The organism is Gemmatimonadota bacterium, from assembly GCA_016713785.1.
Lineage (GTDB): Bacteria > Gemmatimonadota > Gemmatimonadetes > Gemmatimonadales > GWC2-71-9 > JADJOM01.
Genome location: JADJOM010000003.1, coordinates 1175344 through 1200033 on the forward strand (window position 1 = coordinate 1175344; position 24690 = coordinate 1200033).

At 72.5% G+C, this 24690-nt stretch carries 20 protein-coding genes; 18 read left to right on the plus strand and 2 right to left on the minus strand.

Annotated elements, in window-relative coordinates:
* The first annotated feature begins 50 nt into the window (after window positions 1-50).
* The 18 genes from IPJ95_13305 to IPJ95_13390 all read left to right on the plus strand — a co-directional run bounded on the left by IPJ95_13305 (window position 51) and on the right by IPJ95_13390 (window position 23046).
* Window positions 51-1076: an AAA family ATPase gene (locus IPJ95_13305; GenBank protein MBK7924580.1), complete on the plus strand. Its 1026-nt coding sequence runs from the start codon at window positions 51-53 to the stop codon at window positions 1074-1076.
* Entirely contained in the window at window positions 1073-1951 is an 879-nt protein-coding gene (locus tag IPJ95_13310) for a DUF58 domain-containing protein (protein ID MBK7924581.1), read from the plus strand. Before IPJ95_13305 ends, IPJ95_13310 begins: the two co-directional genes overlap by 4 nt.
* A complete protein-coding gene (locus IPJ95_13315) occupies window positions 1951-2883 on the plus strand; it encodes a hypothetical protein (GenBank protein ID MBK7924582.1) in 933 nt (310 codons plus the stop codon). Before IPJ95_13310 ends, IPJ95_13315 begins: the two co-directional genes overlap by 1 nt.
* A 1-nt stretch (window position 2884) precedes the next feature.
* Window positions 2885-3877: a VWA domain-containing protein gene (locus tag IPJ95_13320; protein MBK7924583.1), complete on the plus strand. Its 993-nt coding sequence runs from the start codon at window positions 2885-2887 to the stop codon at window positions 3875-3877.
* Window positions 3874-5631 (plus strand): VWA domain-containing protein, encoded by a 1758-nt coding sequence (locus IPJ95_13325; protein ID MBK7924584.1) that lies wholly within the window; start codon window positions 3874-3876, stop codon window positions 5629-5631. Before IPJ95_13320 ends, IPJ95_13325 begins: the two co-directional genes overlap by 4 nt.
* Before the next feature lie 75 nt (window positions 5632-5706).
* Complete coding sequence (locus IPJ95_13330; GenBank protein ID MBK7924585.1) at window positions 5707-8097, plus strand: hypothetical protein; 2391 nt, start codon at window positions 5707-5709, stop codon at window positions 8095-8097.
* Between the two features lie 35 nt (window positions 8098-8132).
* On the plus strand, window positions 8133-8840 hold the full coding sequence (locus tag IPJ95_13335) for a Bax inhibitor-1/YccA family protein (GenBank protein ID MBK7924586.1): 708 nt from the start codon (window positions 8133-8135) through the stop codon (window positions 8838-8840).
* 158 nt (window positions 8841-8998) lie between these two features.
* A complete protein-coding gene (gene rpsF, locus IPJ95_13340) occupies window positions 8999-9343 on the plus strand; it encodes a 30S ribosomal protein S6 (GenBank protein MBK7924587.1) in 345 nt (114 codons plus the stop codon).
* On the plus strand, window positions 9340-9561 hold the full coding sequence (locus tag IPJ95_13345; GenBank protein MBK7924588.1) for a 30S ribosomal protein S18: 222 nt from the start codon (window positions 9340-9342) through the stop codon (window positions 9559-9561). The genes rpsF and IPJ95_13345 overlap by 4 nt, the downstream gene beginning before the upstream one ends.
* Window positions 9562-9587: 26 nt before the next feature.
* Window positions 9588-10496, plus strand: a complete 909-nt coding sequence (locus IPJ95_13350) for a DUF2232 domain-containing protein (protein MBK7924589.1) — start codon at window positions 9588-9590, stop codon at window positions 10494-10496.
* A gap of 3 nt (window positions 10497-10499) precedes the next feature.
* Window positions 10500-10943 (plus strand): 50S ribosomal protein L9, encoded by a 444-nt coding sequence (locus IPJ95_13355; GenBank protein ID MBK7924590.1) that lies wholly within the window; start codon window positions 10500-10502, stop codon window positions 10941-10943.
* 10 nt (window positions 10944-10953) lie between these two features.
* Complete coding sequence (locus IPJ95_13360) at window positions 10954-12789, plus strand: DegV family EDD domain-containing protein (GenBank protein MBK7924591.1); 1836 nt, start codon at window positions 10954-10956, stop codon at window positions 12787-12789.
* A gap of 86 nt (window positions 12790-12875) precedes the next feature.
* The gene (rsfS, locus tag IPJ95_13365) at window positions 12876-13154 is read left to right on the plus strand and encodes a ribosome silencing factor (protein ID MBK7924592.1); all 279 of its coding nucleotides are present in this window, start codon (window positions 12876-12878) and stop codon (window positions 13152-13154) included.
* Between the two features lie 16 nt (window positions 13155-13170).
* Window positions 13171-16389: a PD40 domain-containing protein gene (locus tag IPJ95_13370; protein MBK7924593.1), complete on the plus strand. Its 3219-nt coding sequence runs from the start codon at window positions 13171-13173 to the stop codon at window positions 16387-16389.
* Between the two features lie 97 nt (window positions 16390-16486).
* Window positions 16487-17869 (plus strand): SPOR domain-containing protein, encoded by a 1383-nt coding sequence (locus IPJ95_13375; protein MBK7924594.1) that lies wholly within the window; start codon window positions 16487-16489, stop codon window positions 17867-17869.
* 17 nt (window positions 17870-17886) lie between these two features.
* Complete coding sequence (locus IPJ95_13380) at window positions 17887-21357, plus strand: AAA family ATPase (protein ID MBK7924595.1); 3471 nt, start codon at window positions 17887-17889, stop codon at window positions 21355-21357.
* Between the two features lie 10 nt (window positions 21358-21367).
* On the plus strand, window positions 21368-22408 hold the full coding sequence (gene aroF / locus IPJ95_13385; protein MBK7924596.1) for a 3-deoxy-7-phosphoheptulonate synthase: 1041 nt from the start codon (window positions 21368-21370) through the stop codon (window positions 22406-22408).
* Complete coding sequence (locus tag IPJ95_13390; protein ID MBK7924597.1) at window positions 22405-23046, plus strand: outer membrane lipoprotein carrier protein LolA; 642 nt, start codon at window positions 22405-22407, stop codon at window positions 23044-23046. Before aroF ends, IPJ95_13390 begins: the two co-directional genes overlap by 4 nt.
* A 13-nt stretch (window positions 23047-23059) precedes the next feature.
* Here the strand turns inward: IPJ95_13390 and IPJ95_13395 are convergent, their stop codons facing one another.
* Window positions 23060-23878, minus strand: a complete 819-nt coding sequence (locus IPJ95_13395) for a DUF2520 domain-containing protein (protein MBK7924598.1) — start codon at window positions 23876-23878, stop codon at window positions 23060-23062.
* On the minus strand, window positions 23875-24657 hold the full coding sequence (locus IPJ95_13400) for a sulfite exporter TauE/SafE family protein (protein ID MBK7924599.1): 783 nt from the start codon (window positions 24655-24657) through the stop codon (window positions 23875-23877). Before IPJ95_13400 ends, IPJ95_13395 begins: the two co-directional genes overlap by 4 nt.
* Between the last annotated feature and the right edge of the window lie 33 nt (window positions 24658-24690).

The window sequence follows — 24690 nt, forward strand, 5'->3', positions numbered from 1 at the left end:
CGAAGGTGCACGGTCCCCTTCCGGTCCGTCAAGAAGGTGTATAATTACGCATGACTTCCTCCCCTCCTCGCGCCCTCGACGCATTCAGCCCCGATTCCGCGCTCGCGCGCGCCCCCGAGATCGCCGCCGAGAGCGCCGCGTTCCGGGATGTGCTCGCCGAGATCAGCCGGGTCATCGTGGGCCAGCAGGTGCTGCTCGAGCGGCTGCTCATCGGGCTCCTCGCGGATGGCCACCTCCTGCTCGAGGGCCTCCCCGGGCTGGCCAAGACCCTGGCCGTCCGCACCCTGGCCGCCACGATCGATTGCGACTGCCGCCGGGTGCAGTTCACCCCCGACCTCCTCCCCGCCGACCTCATCGGCACGCTGATCTACAACCAGCGCGAGGGCGACTTCACGGTGCAGCGGGGGCCGATCTTCACCAACATCCTGCTGGCCGACGAGGTGAACCGCGCGCCGGCCAAGGTGCAGAGCGCGCTGCTCGAGTCGATGCAGGAACGGCAGGTGACCATCGGCGGCGAGACCCACCGGCTCCCCGAGCTGTTCCTGGTGCTCGCCACCCAGAACCCGCTGGAGCACGAGGGCACCTATCCGCTGCCCGAGGCGCAGGTCGACCGCTTCCTGTTCAAGCTGGTGGTGACCTACCCCTCCCGCACCGAGGAGCGCGAGATCATCGACCGGATGACCGACCAGGCGGAGCCGGTCACCCAGGTGGTGATCCACCCGGACCGGGTGCTCCGGGCGCGGGAGATCGTGCGCAGCCTGTACGTCGACGGGAAGATCAAGGAGTACATCCTGGATCTGGTGGCCGCGACCCGGCACCCGGACCAGTGGCACCTCAAGGACCTTACCGGCCTGGTGCAGTTCGGGGCCTCGCCCCGCGCGGGGATCAACCTGGTGAAGGCCGCCAAGGCGCACGCCTTCCTGGCCGGGCGCGCCTACGTGCTCCCCGACGACGTCAAGGCCATGGTCCACGACACCATGCGGCACCGGCTGATCCCGACCTACCAGGCGGAGGCCGACGGCGTCACCTCCGACCAGATGCTCGACCGCATCCTCGCGGCCGTGCCGGTTCCGTGACCCCGGCGGAACTGCTCCGGGAGGTCAAGCGGATCGAGCTGACGACCCGGGAGCTGGTCCGGGACCTCGTCGCGGGCGACTACACCAGCACCTTCCGCGGCCGCGGGGTCGAGTTCGCCGAGGTGCGGGAGTATCTCCCCGGCGACGACGTCCGGTCCATCGACTGGAACGTCACCGCCCGGCTCGGCACCCCCTTCATCAAGCGCTTCCATGAGGAGCGGCAGCTGACCCTGCTGCTGCTGGTCGACGTGAGCGCCTCGAGCGGCTTCGGGACGGTGCAGCGGACCCGGCGGCAGCTGGCCGCCGAAGTGGCCGCCGTCCTGGCCCTGGCCGCCACCCGGCATCGCGACCGGGTCGGGGCAGCGTTCTACTCCGACAAGGTGGAGTGGTTCCTCCCGCCCCGGAGCGGCCGCGGGCAGGCGCTGCAGGTGGTCAGCCAGGTGCTCTCCTACGAGCCTGAGGGGCGCGCCACCGACTTCGAGGCGTCCCTGCAGTTCCTCGAGCCGCTCCTGCGGCGCCGGGCCGCCGTGGTGGTGCTCTCCGACTTTCTCGACCAGGACCAGTGGCGGGGCCTCGATCGCCTCTCCGCCCGGCATGACCTCATCGCCATGCAGCTGACCGACCCGCGGGAGCGCGAGCTGCCGCCGGTCGGGCTGGTGACGCTCTGGGACCCCGAGAGCGGCGACTGGGACGTGGTGGACGCCGGCGACCCGGTGGTCCGGGCCCGGTTCGAGGCCGAAGGCCGCGCCTTCGACGAGGCCTTCGCCCGCTACACCACGCAGCGGGGCATCGATCTGCTGCGGCTGGAGACCAACCACGCCTACGGCGAGCGGCTGGCGGCCTTCTTCAGCCGCCGCGAACTCCGCCGGGCCTGATGCGGCGCCTCCCCGACCTGCCCTGCCTCCTGCTCTGCCTGGCCCTGCCGGCCGGGGCCGTCGCGCAGTCGCTCGAGCTCGTGCCCGAGCGCAGCCGCGCGACCATCGGCGACCCCATCACGTTCAATCTCACGGTCCGGCTCCGGCCCGGCATGGAGCTGATCGACGTCTCCCCGCGCACGCTCGTGGCCCCGCCTCGCGGGATCCGGGTCCTCTCGGCCGACACCCTCCGTCCGGCAGGCAACGGCGTCTATCGCGGCACGGCCGTGATCGCGTTCTACCGGCTCGGGCCGCAACCGGTGCCCACGCTCACCCTGCTCTACCGCGAGGCCGTCGGCGCGCCGCCGGACACCCTGCTGCACATGCCGGTGTCGATCGAGATCACCCCGATCCTCGAGGCCGGCAATCCCCAACTGCGCGACATCAAGCCGCTGCAGCCCCTCGGCGGGCCGGTCTGGGCCCAGGCCGCCGGCCTGTTGGCTGCCATCGCAGCCGGGTTCTGGTGGTTGTGGCGACGAGGCGGGCGGCGCCGGACCGCCACGGCCGTGCCCGCCGCCGTGCTGCAGGGACCCTTCGATGCCGCCTTGGCGCGGCTGCGCGAGCTCGAAGCCGCGGCCCACGCCAGCGGCAACGGCGTGGTGCCACTCTACGCCGCCGTGGCCGCCGTGGTCCGCGACTGCCTGCTCCGCGTCGGCGCCATCCCGCACCCGGGGCTCACCACCAGGGAGGTCGGGGAACGGCTGCCCGACTGGCTCTCCACCGCTGACCAGCGCGGCCGCTGCGAGGCCGTCCTCGACGAGGCCGATCTCGTCAAGTTCGCGAAGGTCCGGCCGGACCACGCGGCCGCCGGCGACCACGTGGCGCGCACCCGCACCCTCCTCGAGGGCTGGCGCGCCGCCGCCGCGCCCCCCGCCGAACCCGGGGAGGGCTGAGATGCGCTTTGCCGATCCGCTCTTCCTTGTGCTCCTGCTGGCGCCGCTGTGGCTGGGCATCCAGCGCTGGCGGCTGCGGCGGGCGGCGCCCCCGGAGCGCATCGCCTTCCCCGCGCTGCGCTTCGCGCGGGCGGCGCGGCCCACCCTGCGGGCGCGGTGGCACCGGCTCCCCGGCTGGCTCGCGCTGCTCGGGGTGACCCTGCTGGTGGTGGCGCTGGCGCGGCCGCAGGTGCCCGGCGATTCGGAACCCACCCGGGTCAAGTCACGCAACCTCGTCCTCGCGCTCGACATCTCGAGCAGCATGAAGGCCGCGGACTTCCAGCCCGGCAACCGGCTGGCGGTGGCGCGCACCATCCTGCGCGACTTCCTGCAGCGCCGCGACGGCGACCTCGTGGGGCTGGTGCTGTTCGCCGGCCGCGCCTTCCTGCAGGCGCCGCTCACCACCGACATCAGCGTGCTCGACCGCCTGGCCGAGCAGGCCGACATCGGGCTCCTGCCCGACGGCACCGCCATCGGCAGCGCCATCACGCTCAGCCTCAACCAGCTCAAGAACCTGCCGCGGAACTCCTGCGCCATCATCCTGATTACCGATGGCGCCAACAACGCCGGGGACGTTTCGCCCGTGCAGGCCGCCGAGGCGGCCCGGGCGCTGGGCGTCCGGGTGCACACGATCGGCCTGAGTTCTGCCGACACCTTCTCGGTGGCGCTCAACGGCGTCTGGACGGTCCGCAACGTGAACGCCCGGCTGTCCGGCCGGGACGAGGCGGTGCTCAAGGACGTCTCGACCCGGACCGGGGGCCAGTTCTACAAGGCCACCGACCCCGAGATGCTCCGCGAGGTGATGCGCGAGATCGACCCGCTGGAACGGATCGAAGTGCAGATCAGCGAGACCCGCGAGTGGCACGAACTCTTCCCGGTGCTGCTGGGCATCGGGCTCGCGCTGGTGCTGCTCGAGACGCTGCTGCTGGTCACCTGGCAGCGGAGGCTGCCGTGAGCATCTTCGCGCAGCCGGCGGCATTCGCGCTGTTCCTCGTGCTCCCGGCCCTCTGGCTGCTGGCCCGCCACGCCCGGCAGGAACGCACCGCCGCCCTGGCCCGCTTCGGCGACCCCGCCCTCCTCGGCCGCACCTCGTCCCTGCCGGGCCCCGCCTCGCGGGCGCGGGTGGCGCTGCGCTGGCTGGCGCTCGTGGCCGCGGTGCTCGCGCTGGCGCGGCCCCAGATCGGCCGCCAGCCCAAGCCGCTGGCCCGCACCGGCCGGGACATCATCGTGACCCTCGACCTGAGCCGCTCCATGAAGGTGGCCGACGTCGGCGGCACCCGGCTCCGCGCCGCGAAACGCCTGGCGTGGCAGCTCGCCTCGGCCCGCCCCGGCGACCGCATCGGCCTGGTGGTCTTCGGTGGCGCGGGATTCCTGGCGCTCCCGCCGACCGGCGACCTCGCCACCTTCCAGCTGTTCCTCGACGCCGCCTCCCCCGAGGACATCGGCGACCCCGCGAGCGACATCGCTGCCGGGCTGCGGGTGGCGGAGCGGGCGCTGCGCCGGGAAGGCACCGCGATCGGGTCGCGCGCCATCCTGCTGGTGACCGACGGGGAACGCAACGAAGGGCCCATCGCGCCCGCGATCGAGGCGCTGGTCAAGGCCCGCCTCCCGGTCTTTGCGGTGGGCATCGGCAGCGCCGCCGGCGGGCTCATCCCCAACGACTCCGGCGCCGCCGAGGGGCCGTGGCACCTCGACGGCATCGGCCGCCAGATCATCTCCCGGCTGAACGAGGGCGGGCTCGATTCCCTGGCCACCGCCACCGGGGGCGCGTACGCCCGGTTCGACGACCCCCGGGCGCTCGAGGCCATGACCGCCGCCCTCCAGAGCCTCGAGGCGCGGGTGCTGGCGTCCCAGCCCGCCACCGAACCGCAGGAGCGCTACCAGTGGCCCCTGCTGCTCGCCGTGCTCTGCCTGCTCGGCGACCTGCTGCTCGGGGCCCGGCGGCCGCCCGCGTCCCGGCCGGCCCGTGGGCCCGGACGCATCGCGGGCGCCCCGTTCGGCCGGGTGGCCGCCACCATCGGCGCGGTCGGCGTCACCCTCGGGCTCCCGCTGCTCTCCTGCAGCACCGCCCAGCGGCAGCAGGCACGGGGACAGCAACTCTACGATCAGGGGAAGTACCTCGAGGCCTACGAGGCCTGGCAGACGGTGCTGCGGCAGCAGGGTGGCCCCGACCTGCGCTACAACTCCGGCAACGCCCTCTACCGGCTGCGCCAGTACAACGAGGCGGCCAAGACCTGGCGCGACGCGCTCAACAGCGCCCCGCCGGAGCTGCGGCAGGAGGCGTACTTCAACATGGGGAACGCCTTCGTCCGGGCGGACGAGGACGCCAATGCCCTGAGCGGCTACCTCGAGCGCTCGCTCGACGCCTATGAGGAGGCGCTGCGGCTCAACCCGGCCGACCAGGACGCCAAGTGGAACCTCGAGATCGCGCTGCAGCGCCGCGGCGACGTGGGTCAGGAAGGTTCGCGAGGCATGGGCGGCCGGGCCGAGTACGGCCAGGGAGGACAGGAGGAGGGCTACGAGGGCAGCCGCCAGTCCGCCGTGGGCGCGCTGGCCGGCGGCGGCACGGGTGGCGACGAGGGGGAGTCGGTCGAGGAGCTGGACGACCAGCAGGCGCGCTCCATGCTCGAGGCCATCGAACGGCAGCAGCTGTCCACGCATGAGGGTCGCCGGCCCAAGACCACGGGGAGCGGCGACCGGGACTGGTAGCGGCCCGCCGGGCTGTGCCGCCGCGGCGGCCGCGGTCGTCCCCATGTCCAACTCCCAGTCCACAGTCGAGGTCCGATGGCCCCCCGCGCCCCCAGGCCGTACCGGCTGCTGAGCCTCTGCCTGTCCGTGTGCCTCGCGACCACCCTGCCCGCCCAGTCCCCCGCCGACCGGGCGGCCCTCCTGGCCTATGCCGACTCCCTCGCCGCCGCCACGACCGTGGAGCAGGTCCGCGCCCTCGAGGCCACCCGGGCGACGGGCGCCCTCGGGCTGATCCGCAGCGGCCTCGCCGCGCTGCGGCGCGGGGAGCTGGGCCAGGACCGTGGCCCGTACGACCAGGCCATCCAGCTGCTCGAACGCGCCATCGACGGCGAGGGCCGCTGGCCCCATCCGTGGTTCGCGCTCGGGGTCACCCAGATCGCCTGCTACCGCCGCGCCTTCGTGGTCAAGGCCACCAACTACTCGCCGGCCGGCGCCTCGTACCGTGAGGCGGCGCTGCGGTCCTTTGCCCGGGCCATCGAGAAGGACTCCACCTTCGTGCCGGCGGCCGACGCCCTCGCCGGCATCACCCTTTCGCTGGGTCACCGGCTGCTGCCCAGGATGCTCGCGGAGCCGCTCCGCCGGGTGGAGCTGGTGCCGGGCACGGCACCGCAGGTGAACCTGGCCGCCGCCGCCGTGGCGTTCGGCAACCAGGAGTACGAACGCACCCTCGAGATCCTGGGCGACTACGTCCGCCGCGGCGGCGACCGGGGCGTGGCCGGGGTGGAACAGGCGCGCACCCTCTCGGCGCTCAAGCGCCCCGACGCGGCAGCCGCGGCCTACCTCGCCGGCCTCACCGGCCTCACCGAGACCGGCCGCCTGGCCTACCGGGAGGACCTCGGATGGGTGGCCGGGCAGGACGAGATCGACGTCCTCGATACCCTGGCCCTCGCCGCGGTCCCGGCCTGGGTGGGCCAGTTCTGGCGGGAACGCGACGCCCTGAACCTGCGCGCCCCCAACGAACGGCTTATCGAGCACCTGCGGCGCTGGGTCTACGCGCACGAGAACTTCCTGTCACACCGCCCCGACGACGTCCCGGCCAACGCCGAGGGCTTCGGGCCGCAGGACCAGTCCTCGCTGTTCGAGGTGGGCGCCATCGCGGAGGTGATGACCGAGGTGGCCGGCGGCATCCCCGCCTTCCGCACCTACCGGCGCACCCAGTGGGAACTGGACGACCGGGGGGTGATGTACCTTCGGCATGGCGAACCCACCAAGCGGGTGAGTTCAGTGGCCGGCCCCCCCAACGAGTCGTGGGCCTACGACCTGCCCGAGGGCCGCCGGGTCTACCACTTCCTCGGCTCACGGGCGCTGGGGACGCAGTCGGCCACCACCCTGACCGCCTCGCTGCCCCTCGACGCCGACATGCTCGACGCCCGGGCCGACCTCGACAGTCGCTACGCCCTGCTCGCCGACCGGATCCAGCGCCTGGAGGCGCAGGCACGCACCAACCAGAGCCTCAACGCGGCCCAGGCCCGCGAGGCGGGGCTCGAGGCCAGCTTGGAGTCCGGCTCCGGCGCGGCGCTCAACGCGCAGTCGGTCACCAATGCCATCGCCAACCAGAGCATGACCCGCCTCGGCGCGGACGTGCTGTGGCGCGAGGCGGCGCGGAACCGCGGGGCGATAGCGGCCGCGGTGGCAAGCGATGGCTTTCCCCAGCGTTACAAGACCTCGCTCGACGCGATCGTCCAGGTGTACGGCGTGGGCTTCGGGCAGGGTGAGACCCAGCGTATCCTGACCGTCTTCGCGGTACCCGGGGCCCGCCTGGTGCCGCGGCGGCGCCCCGACGGCGGACCCGGCGTGCTCTACCCGATCAACTTCCGGGTCATCGCCCTGGACCGCGGCACCGGCGTGATCCGGCAGATGGACACCACCCGCACCTTCCTCGCGCCCGACACGCTGCGAGGGGACCAGCACCTCTCCGGGCTGCTGGAACTGGCCGTGCCTCCGGGCGCCTACCAGGTGCGTGCGCTGGTCAGCCAGCCCGGCCTCGAGGCCGCCACCGGCGTGGGCCGCGACAGCGTCTCCATCCCGGCCAACCCCCGCGACATGATCCTCTCGGACCTCATCCTGGGCCGGCCGGAGAGCGGCCTCGCGTGGATGTATGCCGGGGAGCGGGTCCCGCTCAACCCGCTGAACGCCGTGCCCCGGGGCGCGGGCGTCGAGCTGTTCTACGAGATCGGGGGCCTGGCGCCCGGCCAGCGGTACTCGGTCACCAGCACCGTCCGAAAGGCCGAGGACCGGCCGACGGCGCGGCCGCAGCTGCAGGTGGCGTTCGACTTCACTGCCACCGCGACGTACGAGCGGGTCTCGCGCGGGCTGGGCCTCGCCAACCTCAAGCCGGGGGCGTACGTGCTGGTGGTCGCCGTCGAGGAGGCGGGCAACGGGCGGCGGGTCCGGCGGGAGCGGGCGCTCAACGTGCTGCCGCGTTAGATTTCCGGCCCTCACCCCTCCCGAGAGGTCGTCCGATGTCGAATCCGATTGACGCCACCCCGGGCTTTGCCGCCCAGCGGGCCCAGGCCGAGCGCGTCACCGCCTTCCTGATGCGGGTCTACGGCTGGATGTGTGCCGGCCTGGCCATCACCGCGGCGGTGGCGTTCTTCGTGGCCAGCTCGCCGGCCCTGGTCGGCGCCCTCGTCAGCAACCAGCTGCTCTTCTGGGTGGTCCTGCTGGCCCCGATCGGCTTCGTCTGGTACCTGCGGGCCCGGGTCGACGACCTCGCCCCGAACACCGCGGCCGCGCTGTTCGTGACGTACGCCGCGCTCAACGGCGTCACCTTCTCGGTCATCCTGCTGGCGTACACCGGCGCCTCGATTGCCTCGACCTTCCTGACCACCTCGGCGGCGTTCGGGGGCCTGGCCCTCTACGGCACCGTGACCAGGCGCAACCTCGACGGCCTCGGCCAGTTCGCCATGATGGGCCTGCTGGGCGTGCTGGTGGCGTCGATCGTCGGCCTCTTCTGGCAGAACGACATGTTCCAGTTCGTCCTGTCGGTGTGCGGCGTGCTGGTGTTCACGGCCCTGACCGCCTACCGGGCCCAGCAGATGCGGGAGCTGGCGCTGTCCCTCCCCGAGGACCGGATCGGTTCCCACGCCATCGTGGGGGCGCTCGGCCTGTACCTGGCCTTCATCAACCTGTTCCTGTTCCTGCTTCGCCTGTTCGGCCGCCGGCGCTAGCCGTCCGGGCCGCCCCCCGGGGGTGGGGTCTCTGCCCCACCCCCGTCGCCCCGGTGGCCTTGCCCTAACCTGTTCTCCTGACTAGGTTTTCCCGCTCAACATTCCTCCTCCCGGGCCTCACACCAGGGCCCGGGCGACCACGACCAAAGGAAGGTGTCATGGCCCGTCCGTACGAGGCGGTCTATATCTTCGACAGTGCGCTCGAAGAAGCCGCCATCACCGAGAAGCTCACCCGCTTCCACGCCCTCACGCCGCAGCCCGGCGATGAGCCAGTGAAGTACAATCACTGGGGCAAGCGCACGCTCGCCTATCCCATCAAGAAGCGCGAAACCGGCTACTACGTCATCGCCAACTTCAAGGCGGAGCCCAGCCAGCTCCCGGAGTTCGAGCGCGCCCTGAAGCTGGACGACGCCGTCCTCCGCTTCCTGGTGGTGGCCGATGAGCACGACTACGCCCCGGTTCGCGCCGCCGCGGACCGCAAGTTCGAGGAGGACGACGAATGAAGCGCGCACGCAAGGGTGATCCGCTGGCGGAAGCCGGGATCCACTACATCGACTACAAGGACGAGAAGATGCTGCAGCGCTTCCTGAGCGAGCGGGGGAAGATCCTTCCCGCCCGCTTGTCCGGGATCAGCGCGCGGCACCAGCGGCAGCTGTCGGTGGCCATCAAGCGGGCCCGCTACCTGGCCCTGCTGCCCTACATCAAGCGGGGCGTGAGCTGAGCCTGCCGGGAGCGGCGCGGCCACCGGTGACGTGGAGAGCGATCCTCCTCCTCGGCGCCTACGTCGTGCTGTTCCCGCCGCTGTTCGTGCTGGGGCCGCTGGCGGGCCTGCTGGTGGCCTCGCGGCCCCGCACGCTGCGGGAAGGGGCCTGGATCGGGGCGGCGGTCCTGTGGCTGGTGGTGAGCCTGTGGCAACCCGGCGGCCTCGCCGCCCAGATGCTGCATGCGTGGGCCCTGTTCGTGACCGGCGCCTTCGTGGTGCTGATGCTGGCCGGCCGGATCCCGCTGGTGCCCGGCGCGCTGCTGGCGACGGTCTTCGGCCTGGGGGCGGCGACCACCTGGACCTGGTGGCTCGGCACCCGCTGGCAGGAGATCCAGCTGGCGGTGGCACACACCGGCTGGGACTTCTGCCGGCAGCTCCTCGACCAGGGCGGGCTCACGCCGGAACGGATGGCCGCGCTCCGGGTGTATGTCGGGGCCCTCTCGGACGGCGTGGCGGTCATGGCCCAGCTCTTCCCGGGCCTGCTGGTGCTCTCGGCCCTGCCGGGCCTGGCCCTGGCCTGGGCGTGGTACCACCGGATCGCGGCGCAGCCCACGGGCCGGCCGGCACCGCGCTTCGGCGAGTTCAGCTTCAGCGACCAGCTGATCTGGCTGGTGGTGGTCTGCATGGTGGTGCTGGTGATCCCCCTGCCGGCCCCGGTGAACGCGCTGGTGGGCAACCTGGCGCTGGTGGTGGGCGGGCTGTACGCCGCGCGTGGGGCCGCGATCCTCAGCGGCACCCTCGACGGCTTCCCGCTGCCGGTGCTGCTCGTGATTCTGGTGGGAGTACTGTTCGTGCTGCCGGTCGCGCTGGGCGGGTGTTTCGCCCTCGGGCTGGCTGATACCTGGGTGGACTTCCGGCGGCGCTATGCCGTCGCCGATCAGCGAGGGGAGTGAACCATGGAAGTCATTCTGCGCGAGGACGTGCGGTCGCTGGGCAAGGCCGGGGACATGGTCAAGGTGAAGCCGGGCTACGCCCGCAACTACCTCCTGCCGCAGGGACTGGCCTACGAGGCGACCGAGGGCAACCGCAAGCGGATCGTGGCCGAGGCCAAGGCCCGGGCCTCCCGGATCGCGGAAGAGAAGGCCGGCGCCGAGACCATCGCGCGGGCGCTGGGTGGGGTGAGCCTCACCCTGGCCCGGAAGGCCGGCGAGGGCGATCGGCTGTTCGGCTCGATCACCGCCCAGGACGTCGCCGACGCCCTGGCCGCCAAGGGCCACGCGGTCGACAAGCGGAAGATCGAGCTGGAGCACCCGATCAAGACGATCGGGCACCACACCGTGCCGGTCCGCCTGCACCACGAGGTGATGGCCGAAGTCCGCCTGACGGTCGTGGCCGAGTAGCTCCCGGCCGATGTCGGTGGCCATCCGGTACGTGGACGGGCCGCGGCTGGCTCGCTCCCTCCTGGCCGCGGCGGACTGGGTGGCCGCCGGCCGGGAAGAGATCAACCGCATCAACGTCTTTCCCGTGCCCGATGGCGACACGGGGACGAATTTCAGCCTGACCCTGCGTGCCGTCGCCGACGCCCTCCGGGCGCTCGGCGACGCGCCGCTTGGGGAGACCGCCGCCACCGCCGCGCGCGGCGCCGTCCTCGGGGCCCGGGGCAACTCCGGGATGATGCTCGCCCACTTCCTGCTCGGCTTCGCCGAACAGATGCGCGGGAAGGAGCAGGCGACCGCCGCCGAGGTGGCGAGCGGCTTCCGCTGCGGGGCGGAGCACCTCTACGCCTCCCTCGACGACCCCCGTGAGGGCACGATCCTCACCGTGGCCCGGGAGGCGGCCGTGGCCGCCGAGCGCGCGGCGTCCGATTCCCCCGACATTTCCGCCTTCATGACCCGCCTGCTGCAGGAGGGCGAGGTCTCCCTCGCCCGGACGCCGGAGCTCATGCAGGCGCTCAAGGACGCGGGGGTGGTGGATGCCGGCGGGAAGGGCTTCGTGCGGATGCTCGAGGGCGTGGTGCGCTATATCGAGGGGGACCCCATCCTCCCGGCCGCCCCCTTTGCCGAGACCGAGGCCGAACTCGCCCCCGCCGCGCATGTGGAGGTGGCCGCGGAGCGGGACTTCCAGTACTGCACCGAGGTGATGATCCGGGGAGACCAGCTCCCCGCCGCCAACGAGGTCCGGGCCCAGGTCCGGAACTTCGGGGGCTCGGTCCAGGTGGTGGTGGCCGGGGACATCTTGAAGATCCATGTGCACACCGACACCCCGGATGCCGTCTTCACCTTTGCGGCGCGCTGGGGCGCGGTGGAGAAGACCAAGGCCGAGGACATGCGGGCCCAGCACCGGCGGCTGGCCCATGGGGACCGCCGGCCGGTGGCGATCGTCGCCGACTCCTCGGCCGACCTCCCCGACGCAGTGCTGGACCGGCATCACATCACCCTGGTGCCCCTCCAGGTGATCTTCGGGGACAAGACTTTCCGGGACCGGGTGGAGCTCAAGCCGGCGGAGTTCTACCGGATGATGCGGAGCTCCCGGGCCCACCCGACCACCTCCCAGCCGACGCCGGGGGAGTTCGTCCGGGTGCTGCGCGAGGCCCGGGCGGAGGCTGAGGAAGTGGTGGCGGTGGTGCTGGCCAGCCGGCTCTCCGGGACGTACCAGTCGGGGGTCACCGCGGCCAAGGTGGCGGGGATCGAGCAGGTCCACATGGTGGACAGCGCCTCCGCCTCGCTGGGGCTCGGGATGCAGGCGCTGCGGGCGGCGGAGCTGGCCGAGTCGGGGTGGCGGGCGCCGGCCATCGTGGAGGAGCTGCGGCGGATCCAGAAGCAGTCCGGCTCTTTCATCACCGTGGACCGGTTCGACAACCTGCTCCGCTCCGGCCGGGTCACCCGGGGTCGCGCCTGGCTGGCGGGGATGCTCGACGTCAAGCCGATCCTGAGCCTCGACAGCCAGGGCGCCGTGACGCCCGTCGACCGGGTGCGCGGCCGGAACAATGTGGTGCCCCGGGTGTTGAGTCTGCTGGAGAAGCGGCTCACGCCGCGGCCGGCGGCGGTCCGGTTCGGGATCGTCCATGCGGAGGCCCCGGAGGTCGCCGACCGGGTGCGGGCGGCCCTCGTGGCCGCGTACCGGCCCCGCGACGTGTTCGTGAACCTGGCCACCGGCGTCCTCGGGGCGCATGTCGGCTTCGGCGCCTGGGCGGTGTTCTGGCAGGTCGAGGACGGCACGCCGGCCCATCCGGGCGGGGCCGCGTGAGCCCCGCGCCGGCGGCGGGGCGGGTCCCCGATGGGGATGTTGGCACGGCGGTGACCGCGATCGAGGACCTCAAGGGCCGCGACATCATGGTCCTCGACCTGCGCGGCCTGACCGACGCCACGGACTACTTCATCGTGGCGTCGGGTACCTCCGACGCGCACGTCCGCGGCATCGCGGACTCGGTGGTGGAGAAGCTGCACCGGCGGGGCCTGCGGGCGCATCACGTCGAGGGCCTCTCGACCGGGCGGTGGGTGCTGCTCGATTTCGTGGACTTCGTGGTCCACCTCTTTCATCCCGAGGCGCGGAGCTTCTACCAGCTCGAGCGCCTCTGGAGCGATGCGCCGGAGCTCCGGTCCGGCGCCTGAACCGGCAGGTGAGCTCATGATCCGTCGTCTCGCGCTCGCGGTCCTCCTGGCCTCCGGCGCCCCCGCCACCCTCGCCGCCCAGTACTACTTCGGGCAGAACAAGGTCCAGTACCGGACCTTCGACTTCCAGGTGCTGCGCACCGAGCACTTCGATATCCACTTCTACCCCGAGGCGCGCCAGGCGGCGCTCGACGCGGGGCGGATGGCGGAGCGCTCCTACCAGCAGCTGTCGCGGATCCTGCGGCACGAGTACCGCGAGCGGAAGCCGATCATCCTCTACGCCTCGCACTCCGACTTCCAGCAGACCAACGCGCTGGGCGGCGAGTCCCCGGGCGAGGGCACCGGCGGCGTCACCGACTTCTTCAAGCAGCGGGTCATCCTGCCCTTCACCGGCTCCTACGAGGAGCTGGAGCACGTGCTGCAGCACGAGATGGTGCACCAGTTCCAGTACGACATCTGGAGCCGCGGCCGGGCCGGCGCGGGCATCGGCACCATCATCAACGTGAACCCCCCGCTCTGGTTCGTGGAGGGGATGGCGGAGTACCTGTCGCTGGGCGGGGTGGACCCCAACACCGCGATGTGGCTCCGCGACGCCGCGATCGAGGGGAAGATCCCCACGATCGCGCAGCTCGAGTACGACTACCGGATCTTCCCGTACCGGTACGGCCAGGCGCTGGTGGCCTTCATCGGGCAGCGCTGGGGCGACGAGTCCATCGGCGCGATCATGCAGGGCACCCTGGCCGGCGGGGGCGGGCTCGAGGGCTCGATCCGCCGGGTGCTCGGGGTGGACTACCGCCAGCTGTCGGTGCTCTGGAAGGAGCACGTGCAGCAGACCTACCTGCCCGAGGTCGCCTCGCGACAGAAGGCCCGCGACATCGCGGATCCCCTGCTCACCGAGGCCCGCTCCGAGGGCACCCTCCACCTGGCCCCGGCCCTCTCACCCGACGGCAAGGACGTCGCGTACTTCAGCGAGAAGGATTTCTACTTCGTCGACCTCTACCTGGCCGATGCCTCCAGCGGCAAGGTGCGCCGCCGCCTGCTCAAGTCCTCCTACAGCAGCAACTACGAGACCTTCCGCTTCATCAATTCGGCCGGGAGCTGGTCGCCCGACGGGCGGTTCCTGGCCATCGCCGCCAAGCGCGGCGCGCGGGACGACATCGTCATCATCGACGTGCCCCGGAACCGCGAGGCCCGCCGGATCCAGGTCAAGCTCAATGGCGTCACCACGCCCTCCTGGAGTCCCGACGGCAAGGAACTCGTCTTCACCGGCTACGACGGCGGGCTGTCGGACCTGTTCGTGGTCAACGCGGACGGCAAGAACCTCCGCCGGCTCACCCGCGACCGGTACGCCGACCTGCACCCGGTGTGGTCACCCGACGGCAAGACCATCGCCTTCGCCACCGACCGTGGCCCCGACACCGACTTCGGCACGCTCCACATCGGCAACATGAAGATCGCCACCTACGACGTGGCCTCGGGCCGGATCGAGGTGCTGCCGGGGATGGAGCGGGGCAAGAACGTGAGCCCGCAGTGGTCGCCCGAAGGGGAGGCGCTGGCGTTCGTCTCCGACCGCGACGGGGTGAGCAACATCTTCCTGTACGATCTCGCCGACCGGCAGACCTACCAGCTGACCGACCTGTTCACCGGCGCGCAGGGCATCACCCCGCTCTCGCCGGTGCTCTCGTGGGCCCGCGGCGCGGACCGGCTCGCGTTCGTCTACTACTCGCGCGACCAGTACGACGTCTACGCCCTCGACCATCCGCGCGGCCTCAAGCACGCGCCCTGGACGCCGCCGACCCTCCTCGGCCGCGACTCGGCACGGGTGGAGCCCCCGGTGGCCGTGGCGCCGGCCGACACCACCATCGTGGGGCGCGACAGCGCCTTCGCCCCGCCCCGGCCGGTGACCACCAGCGGCTCGCTCTACGTGACCCCCGAGGGGTTCCGCCAGGCCGACACCGTCCCGCGCACCGACTCGGTGGTGCGCCCGCTCACGATCACCGCCCTGATGGACTCGGTGGAGATCCCCCTCCCCGACACCGCGGAATTCAAGGTCAACCGCTACAAGGTGAGCTTCCGCCCCGACTACGTGGCGCGGCCCACCATCGGCTACACCCGCGACACCTTCGGCCGCGGGTTCTATGGCGGCAGCGCGGTGGCGCTCTCCGACATGCTGGGCAACCACGAGCTGATCTTCGCCGCGTACGTCAACGGGCGGATCAGCGAGGCGCTGGTCAACGCCACCTACGTGAACCTCAACCGCCGGCTCAACTGGGCGGTGAGCGTCGGCCAGGAGCCGTACTACTTCCTCGAGCCGAGCCGGATCGTGGTCGACTCGCCGACGGCCGGCGAGAACACCTTCGTGACCAACCTGCGGCGCATCGTGCTCCGCTCAGCCTCGCTCCAGGGCATCTACCCCCTGAGCCGGTTCCAGCGGCTGGAGTTCGGGCTCACGGCCGCCACCATCAGCGACCGGCTGCAGCAGATCCTCGAGCCCTACGACCCGATCAGCGGCTTCCCCACCGACGACGCCACCTCGCGCGAGCGGAGCCTCTCCGGCGGGAGCTACATCCAGCCGACGCTGGCGTACACCTTCGACAACAGCCTCTTCGGGTACGTGTCGCCGTTCTACGGCCGCCGCTACCGCTTCGAGGCGGCTCAGTCGATCGGCGGCTGGCGCTACTTCCAGGGCCTCGGCGACTACCGGCGCTACGACCACCTCTTCGGTCCCTTCACCCTGGCCACCCGCGCCCTGTACTTCGGGCGCATCGGTCGGGACGCCGACCGCTTCCGCGTGTTCCTGGGGAGCACCGAGCTGCTCCGCGGCCACACCTCCGGCAGCTACTATCGCAACGAGTGCAAGACCTCCGACCCGGGCACCTATACCGGGTGCATCGAGCTCGACCGGCTGGTCGGCACCCAGCTCGCCGTGGGGAGCACCGAACTGCGGTTCCCCATCCTCGATCCGCGCATGGGGTTCCTCCCCGCGGGGTTCCCGCCGATCGAGGGGGCGTTGTTCTACGACGTCGGGATCGCCTGGAACGAGGGGAATACGCTGCGCTGGCGCCGCCGGGCCGGCGACGACCCCGTCGATGTGCGCACCCCGATGCAGACCCTGGGGGCGTCGGCGCGCATGAACCTGTTCAACTTCGTGATCCTCCGGCTGGATTACTCGATCCCGCAGGAGCGCTCCGCGCTCAAGGGGTACTGGACGCTCAGCCTGGGCCCGGCCTTCTAGCCCCTCGGCGGCACAGCGTAAGCTCATGGCGCGCAAGGCTCTCGAGCCCTGCGCGCCAAAGCTTTTCCCGCCCCCCCCTCCCGGCTAGATTACCGCCGTGTCCACCCGTCCCCTCCTGGTGACGATGGTCCTCGCGGCCCTCGCCTGCCAGTCCGGCTCCCAGCCTTACGCCCACGGTCTCTCCGCCGCCTCGACCATCCCACCCTCGAGCCTGCTGCGGCTCCCGGCGGCTGGCGGGCCGGCGGCGCTCTACCATGTGCCCGGGCTCGCGCCGTGGGACTGGCGGACCAGCACGCCGTTCCCGCCGCTCCGCCGGGTGGTCGGGGCCGACCTGGACCAGGAGCTGGTGTACGCCCTGACGGACAAGAACGAGGTCGTCGCCCTCGATCTCCAGACGGCACGCCCCCGCCCCGTCCTAGCCCAGAGTGTGCGGGAGGTGACCATCGGTCCCGATGGCACCCTCTTCACGGTGGACGACAGCCTGCGGGTAGTGCAGTTCGTCCGGCGCAACCCGGTCCGCTACGCCACCCGGCTCCCTGCCCGCCCGCGCGACCTCTTCGGGACCCGCGGCGCCACATTGATCGCCATCTCCGCCGGCGCCGCCAACGGCCTCACCCTGCTGCACCCGGGCGAGCCGCCCAAGCGGGCCGAGCTCCCCACCGGCGACGCCGCGGCCGCCTTCTGGGGCGACCTGCTCGCCATCGCGGCCGACTCCGCCGTCATCCTGGCCGACCCCGAGCAGCCCGACCTGCTGCAGAGCCTGCCGGTCAGCGGCCACGCCCGGGCCGTCCTCTTCTCGCCGTCCGGCCACCGGTTCTACGTGGCGCGGCGGGAGGGCGGCGTGCTGGTGTACAACCGCTTCACCCGCCAGAAGGTCGGCGAGATCGACCTGCCCGGCCCCGCCGGCGCGCTCCGGGTGGACCCGTTCGGGCGCTGGCTCCTGGTGCACCCCACGGGGGCCGACTCGCTCTGGCTGGTGGACCTTGCCACCGATCGCTACGTCGGCGGGTTCGCCGCTGACTGGTCCTCCGACCTCCCGACCGTGACCAACCAGCAGACGCTGCTGCTCAAGCTGGGGCGGGACGTCGTCGCGTACGACCTCACCAACGGTGAATTCCCCGAGGCGGGCCGCGTGCGCGATGGCTCCGGGGACTTCTGGCTGCCGCTGGCCTGGACCCCGGAGACCGGCACCGCGAGCGCGCTGCCGGAGACGGCCGCCGACACCACCACGCCGCTCGCGCCGGACGACGAGGCCGCGAGCCGGGTGTACCTGCAGGTCTCCAGCTCGCAGAACCGGGCCTGGTCCGACGAGCTGGCTCGCCAGCTCGAGCAGCAGGGGCTGCCCGCCTCAGTGCTGGAGCCCCGCGATGGCGAGGAGGGCTTCCGGGTGGTGCTCGGGCCCTATCCCACGCGGGAAGTCGCCGAATCCACGGGCCGCCGCCTCGGCCGCCCGTTCTTCATCTATCAACCCGACCGCTAAGCCAGGAACGCCCGCGCATGAGGCTCACGAAGCTCGAACTGTCCGGCTTCAAGTCGTTCGCCGACACCGCCACCCTGACCTTCCAGGACGGGGTGACCGCCATCGTCGGCCCGAACGGCTGCGGCAAGTCCAACGTCTCCGACGCGGTGCGGTGGGTGCTGGGCGAGCAGTCGGCACGGATCCTCCGCGGCGGCAAGATGGAGGACGTGATCTTCCAGGGCTCGACGGCGCGGCGGCCGGTCAACGTGACCCAGGTCTCGCTGTTCCTGGACAACACGGACGGGGACCTCCCCATCGCCTATCGCGAGGTGCAGATCACCCGCCGGCTCTCCCGCAGCGGGCAGTCGGACTATCTGCTCAACGGCACGGTGGTCCGCCTGCGGGATATCCAGGACCTGCTTCGCGGCACCGGGCTCGGCACCGACGCCGGCGTGGTCATCGAGGCCAAGATGATCGAGTGGCTGCTCTCGGATCGCGCCGAGGATCGCCGGTCGCTGTTCGAGGAGGCGGCGGGGATCGGGCTCTACCGCGACCGGCGCCAGACCACCGAGCGGCGGCTGGAGGAGACCGGCGGAGACCTGCAGCGGGTGGAGGACCTCATCGCCGAGGTGCAGAGCCAGCTGCGCAGTCTGGCCCGCCAGAAGGGCAAGGCGGAGCGGCATGCCCGGCTGATGGAGGAGAAGTTTGCGGTGCAGCTCACGCTCGCCAAGCGGCTGCTCGCCGACCTGGGCCAGGAGATGGCCACCTCCGCCGAGCGGCACGCGGTGCTGGAGCAGGAGCTGCCGCAGGCCCGCGAGGCGCTCACGGCGCTCGAGGAACGGCGCGACGAGGCCGCCCGCGCCCGTGGCCTGGCGGAGTCCCGCCGCACCGAGATCGCGCGCCACCTCGGCGATGAGCGGCTGGAGCTGGGGCGCCTCGATGGCGACCTCGCGCTCGCCGCCGAGCGGCTGGCCAACGCCGCCGCCCGGAAGCTCCGCGCTTCCGAGGAGCGGGGCCAGATGGAAAGCCGCCGGTCGCAGGCCACCCGGGAGCGGGAGGCGGCCCAGGCGGAGCACGCCGCGGCGCAGGCGGAGCGGGAGCGGATCCAGGCCGAGCTCGGGGCCCGGACGGCGGCGGAGCAGGAGGTGCGGCTGCGCCTGGGGGAGCAGCGGCAGGTGGTCCGGCAGCTGGAGGAGGAGATCCAGAAGCGGATGCAGACGCTGCGCGCCCTCGAGGGGGAGCGCCATTCGCTCGAGTCCGACCTGGCCTCGCTGCGGGAGCAGGCGACCACCGCCAGCGGCCGGCTGCAGGCGGCCCAGGCCGAGCAGGAGGTGGCCGAGCGCCGGCGGGCCGACGCCGTGGAGGTGGCCGAGCGGCATGGCCATGAGGCCAAGCGCACCGCCGTCGAGGCGGAGCGCGCCCGGCACCTGGTGGGCGAGCTGCGCCGCCGCGAGGCGCTGGAACGAGCCGACCGCCGCGGCGCCGAGGAGACCCTGGCCCAGCTGACGGCGCGGCGCCAGGCGCTGGAAGAGCTGGAACGGGATCGCGTGGGCCTGGCCCCCGGGGCCGCCGCGCTCCTCTCCGCCCGGGAGCAGTTCGGCGAGGCGATCATCGGCCCGCTCTCCGACTTCATCCGGACCGGCCGCGAGGACGCGGAGCTGGCGGAACGGCTGCTCGGCGAATGGGTGCACGCGGTGCTGGTGCGGGATGAGGGCGTGGTGGCGGCCATCCTGGCCTGGCACGCCGCCGAGCAGCCTGGCGCGATTGCCCTGCTGCCTGCCAGCCACCTCCCCGCCGGCCTCGCCGGTGCCGACCCCCTGCCCCACCGGCTGTACGCGCAGGGGCCGGCCGAGCCGTGGGTCCGGGCCTTCCTCGCGGGCACCGAGGCCCTGGACCCGGCCGGCCGCGCCCTGCGCCGGCCCAACGGCGCCATCGTCCTTGCCGGCGCCCCCAGCCCGTCCGGGCCGCTGCGGCGGCGGGCGGAGCTCGAGAGCCTCGGCACCGAGGTGAGCGAGGCCCAGGCCGCACTGCACCGCGCCGACCTGGCGCTGGGCGCCACGGTGGCGCGGCTCGCCGAAGCCGAGGCCGAGCAGGAGGCGACGGGCCACGCCGCGGACCACGCACGCGAGGCCGAACGCACCGCCGTGGCCAGCCGGGAGGACGCCATCCGCATCGCCAACGCCGTCACCCGCGAGCGGGGCGAGGCGGAGACCAACCTCCGGGCGCTCACCGAACGGATCGAGCGCTCGGAGCGGCGGCTGCAGGAGATCGATGCGGCGCTCACCGAGGGGGACCTCGCCCGCGCCCGGCTCGACGAGAACCTGGGCCAGGGCCGCGCCCTCCTCGCCGAGCTCGAGAGCCAGCAGGAATCGGCCCGCGACGCCCGGGTGCATTGGCAGGTCCAGGAGGCGCAGCTGCAGGCGCGCATCGACGGGGCTGCCACCGCGCTCGAGCGCGCCATGCGCATCGGCACCGAGGCCGACCACGCCTCGGTCTCGCTGGCCGGGGAGCTCGAGCGGATCGAGACCGACACCGCCCAGCTCGCCGCGCAGCAGGCGCAGTGGATCGAGGCCCGCGGCGAGCGCCGCGTGGCCGTCACCGAGCTCGAGACGGCCACCCAGGAGGCCGACCAGGCCGCCGCCACGGCCGGGGCCGCACTCGAGTCGGCGGAGCTCGACCTGCACCAGAACCGCGACCGGGTGGAGCAGCTCACGGCGGAGTATCACCGCCTGGAGCTGGGCATGACCGAGGCCAGCGGCCGCCGCCGGTCGATCGTGGAGCGGGTCGAGACCGAGTGGAAGAAGCCGGTGGACACCCTCCTGGCGGAGGCCACCATGCTGGACCTCGACCTCGAGACGCTCGAGAACGAGTCCCGCCGCATCGTGGAGGCGCTGGAGGGGATCGGGCCGGTGAACGCCCTGGCGGTGGAGGAGCACGCCGAGGAGGCCAAGCGGCTCGAGTTCCTGACCGCCCAGCGCGACGACCTGGTGGCGGCGCGGCAGTCGCTGCAGCAGGCCATCCGGGAGATCGACGGCACCGCCCGGACCATGTTCCTGGAGACCTTCACCGCGATCCGCACCAACTTCCTGCACGTCTTCCAGACCCTGTTCGGCGGCGGCGAGTGCGACCTGCGCCTGTCCAATCCCGAGGACCCGCTCGAGAGCGAGATCGACATCCACGCGGCGCCGCGGGGCAAGAAGGTCCAGCGGATCCACCTGCTGTCCACCGGCGAGCGCTACCTGGTGGCGGTATCGCTGCTGTTCAGCATCTACCTGACCAAGCCCAGCCCCTTCTGCCTGATGGACGAGGTGGACGCGCCGCTCGACGACGCCAATGTCGGCCGGTTCATCCGGCTGCTGGAGGAGTTCCGGAAGTCCACGCAGTTCATCGTCATCACCCACAACCCCCGCACCATGCAGGCGGCAGAGTCGGTCTACGGGGTGACGATGCAGGAGCCGGGCGTCTCGTCCATCGTGGGCGTACGCCTCGGCGAGCTGGAACGGGTCTGAGGAGCACCGCATGCTGATCGTGATGCACACCGACGCGAGCGAGGACCAGGTCCGCCGCGTCTGCGACACCATCCAGGAGATGGGCTACGCCGCCCGGCCCATGCCGGGCAAGCAGCGCACCACCGTCGGCCTGGTGGGCAACGACGGCCGGGTGGACGGCTCGCGGTTCGAGGCGCTGCCGGGCGTGGCCGAGGTGATCCACGTCTCCAAGCCGTACAAGCAGGTGTCGCGGGAGTGGCGCCCGGAGCCCACCGTCGTGAAGCTCGCGGGCGGCCTGGCGATCGGCGGTGAGGAGGTCGTGGTCATGGCCGGCCCCTGCTCGGTGGAGAGCGAGGCCCAGATCCTGGCCGCCGCCGAGGCCGTACGCGCCGCGGGAGCCACCGTGCTGCGCGCCGGGGCCTTCAAGCCGCGCTCCTCCCCGTACTCGTTCCAGGGGCTGGGCACCGAGGGGCTGCGGCTCCTGGCCCGGGCCCGGGCCGAGACCGGCCTGCGAATCGTCACCGAGGCGATGGACCCCGAGGGGGCGGAACGGGTGGCGGAGGTGGCCGACATCATCCAGGTCGGCGCCCGCAACATGCAGAACTATTCGCTGCTCAAGAAGGTGGGCCGGCTGGGCAAGCCGGTGCTGCTCAAGCGCGGCCTGTCGGCCACCATCCAGGAGCTGCTGCTCTCCGCCGAGTACATCCTCGCCGAGGGCAACCCGCAGGTCATCCTGTGCGAGCGCGGCGTCCGCGGGTTCGACGCCGCCACGCGCAACCTGTTCGACCTCTCCGCCATCCCGGTGGTGAAGGCCGCCTCGCACCTGCCGATCGTGGCCGATCCCAGCCACGGCACCGGGCACCGCGAGATGGTGACCCCGATGGCGCGCGCGGCGGTGGCGGCGGGCGCCGACGGCCTCCTCGTGGAGGTCCATCCCGCCCCGGACCGTGCGCTGTCCGACGGCGCCCAGAGCCTCTACCCGGAGCAGTTTGCCCGGATGATGAAGGAAGTGCGCCTGATCGCCGAGGCCATCGGCCGCCGGGTGGCGCTCCCGGCCGGGGTGCCCGCGTGAAGGCGCTCCTCGCCGCGCTCCTCCTCCTGGCCGCGCCGCCGCAGGCCGACCCGGACCCGCGGGTCCTGATCGAGAAGGCGGCCCGCGCCTACCGGGCGATCAACTCCTTCACCGCGGACTTCACGCAGGTGATCGCGGATTCGATGATCGGCACCTACGAGAGCCGCGGCCGGATCGTCCAGGCCGGCGAGTCACGGCTCGCGATGCGCTTCACCGACCCGAATGGCGATGCGATCATGATGGACGGGGAGCACATCTGGGTCTATACCCCGAGCACCACCCCGGGCCAGGTGCTGCGGCTCAAGCTCCCCACCGACCCGACCTACGGCCCGAACGTGCTGGCCTGGATCCTCACCGACCCCGCCCGGCGCTACGAAAGCCGCTACCTCCGCAACGACCAGGTGGCCGGCCGCGGCGCCGACGTGCTCGTCCTTACGCCCAGGGACCGCACCCTGCCGTTCCGTGAGGCAGTGGTCTGGCTCGACCAGTTCGACAACCTGCCCCGCAGGCTCGAGATCCGGGAACGGGGCGGCCAGGTCCGCACCCTCACCTTCACCGGCGTGCAGACCAGCCGCCGCGTCGGACCCGAGACATTCACCTTCCGCGCCCCTGACGGGGTGCGAATCGTCGACCAGTAGGCCCGCGCCGGCGCTACGGAAGCGCCGCGCGGAGCAGCGCCCGAAGCTCCGCAACGCGACCCGCCTCGAGCCCCGCCGCCTCCGCCAGCCGGACCGCCTCCATCCCCAGCACGGCGTAGGTCTCCCGTTCCGCCACCGGCAGCTCCGCCAGGTGACGGACCACCGTGGCCACGTCGCCTCGCCGTACCGGGCCGGTGAGCGCCTCGGCCGGCGGCAGGCGCTCCAGGTTCTCCAGCGCCCCGCGCATCATCGGAAGGTAGATCCGCGCCGCCAGCGACGGGTCCACGCCGGCATCCTCCGCCACCCTGGCGGCGATCGCGGCCAGGACCACCAGGTAGTTCGAGGCGAACACCCCGCCGGCGTGGTATCGGGGCTTGGCGCCTGGCGGCAGCGGGATCGGGATGAGCGCCAGCAGCCGCGCCAGTCGCTCCGCCTCGGCGACCGCCCGGGGCTGTCCCTCGATCGCGGCGTAGGCACCACGCCAGCGGGCGGCGGCAGTATCCGGATCGGCAATCGTCTGGAGGGGGTGGAACGAGCCCAGGGCGGCGCCAGACGGTACGAGCGGCTGGAGCGCGTGGTGGTCGTGCAGGCCGGAGAGGTGGAGCACCACCTGGTCCGCGGTGACGGCTCCCCGCTCCGCGAGCCCGCGGGCCACGGTCGCGATGGCATCGTCGGGCACCGCCAGGATCACCGTGGTGGCGCCGCCGGCCACGTCCGCCGCCTCGCCAGCACCAGGGCCGCGTCCCGAGGCCAGCTCCACCCGCTCCCCGGCCTCGCCCAGCGCCCGCGCCAGCCCGCGGCCCATGCGGCCGCCGCCGACGATCGCGATCATCCCTGCTGTCCAGAGCGCCACGCCACGAGCAGCCAGAGCCCGATGCCAGCGAAGATCGTGGCGAAGAGCCAGTAGAGGGTCGGCGGGCTGGCCTGGCGATTGACCCGGACGCCGAGGGGAACCGTGACCGCCGCCCCGAGCGCCAGCGGCAGCGCCATCCGAAGGTCCAGGAAGCCCGCCATCCACGACGAGACGGGCGGACCCTCCCCGGCCGTGAGGTAGCCGAGCCCTCCGGAGAGCGTGGTGAGGCAGACGCCCGCGAGCGCGGTCGGGGCCACCGACTTGATCGGCAGCTTGCCGACGTACAGCAGGACCGGCACCGCGATCAGCCCGCCCCCGATGCCGAGGAGCGCCGACAGGGCGCCGCCGACGAACCCCACCGCCACCAGCCACCCCCAGGAATGCGTCGCCGGGGTGGTATCCTGCTCCACGCGCCGCTGCCGCGCGCGGCGCGCGAGGTCCCAGGCGGAAAAGAGGAGGAAGCCGCCGAACGCGGCACGGACCCAGTGCGCCTCCCCCACCTTGGTGAGGATGCGCGCCACCACGAACGCCGAGAACACCCCGGGGAGGGCGTAGGCCGCCGCCGGACGCCAGGCGATGGCCCGCGCCAGCCCGTAGCGCCAGGTGCCGATGGAGGAGGTCACAAACGCCACGCCCAGACTGGTCGCGTGGGCCACGACCGTCTGGGCGGAGGGAGTCACCTGCGTGCCGGCATAGACCGCGTACAGGAAGGGCACCATCAGCACCCCGCCGCCCACCCCCGCCACCGCCGACAGCACACCAACCAGCAGGCCGACGGCGAAGGCCGCGGG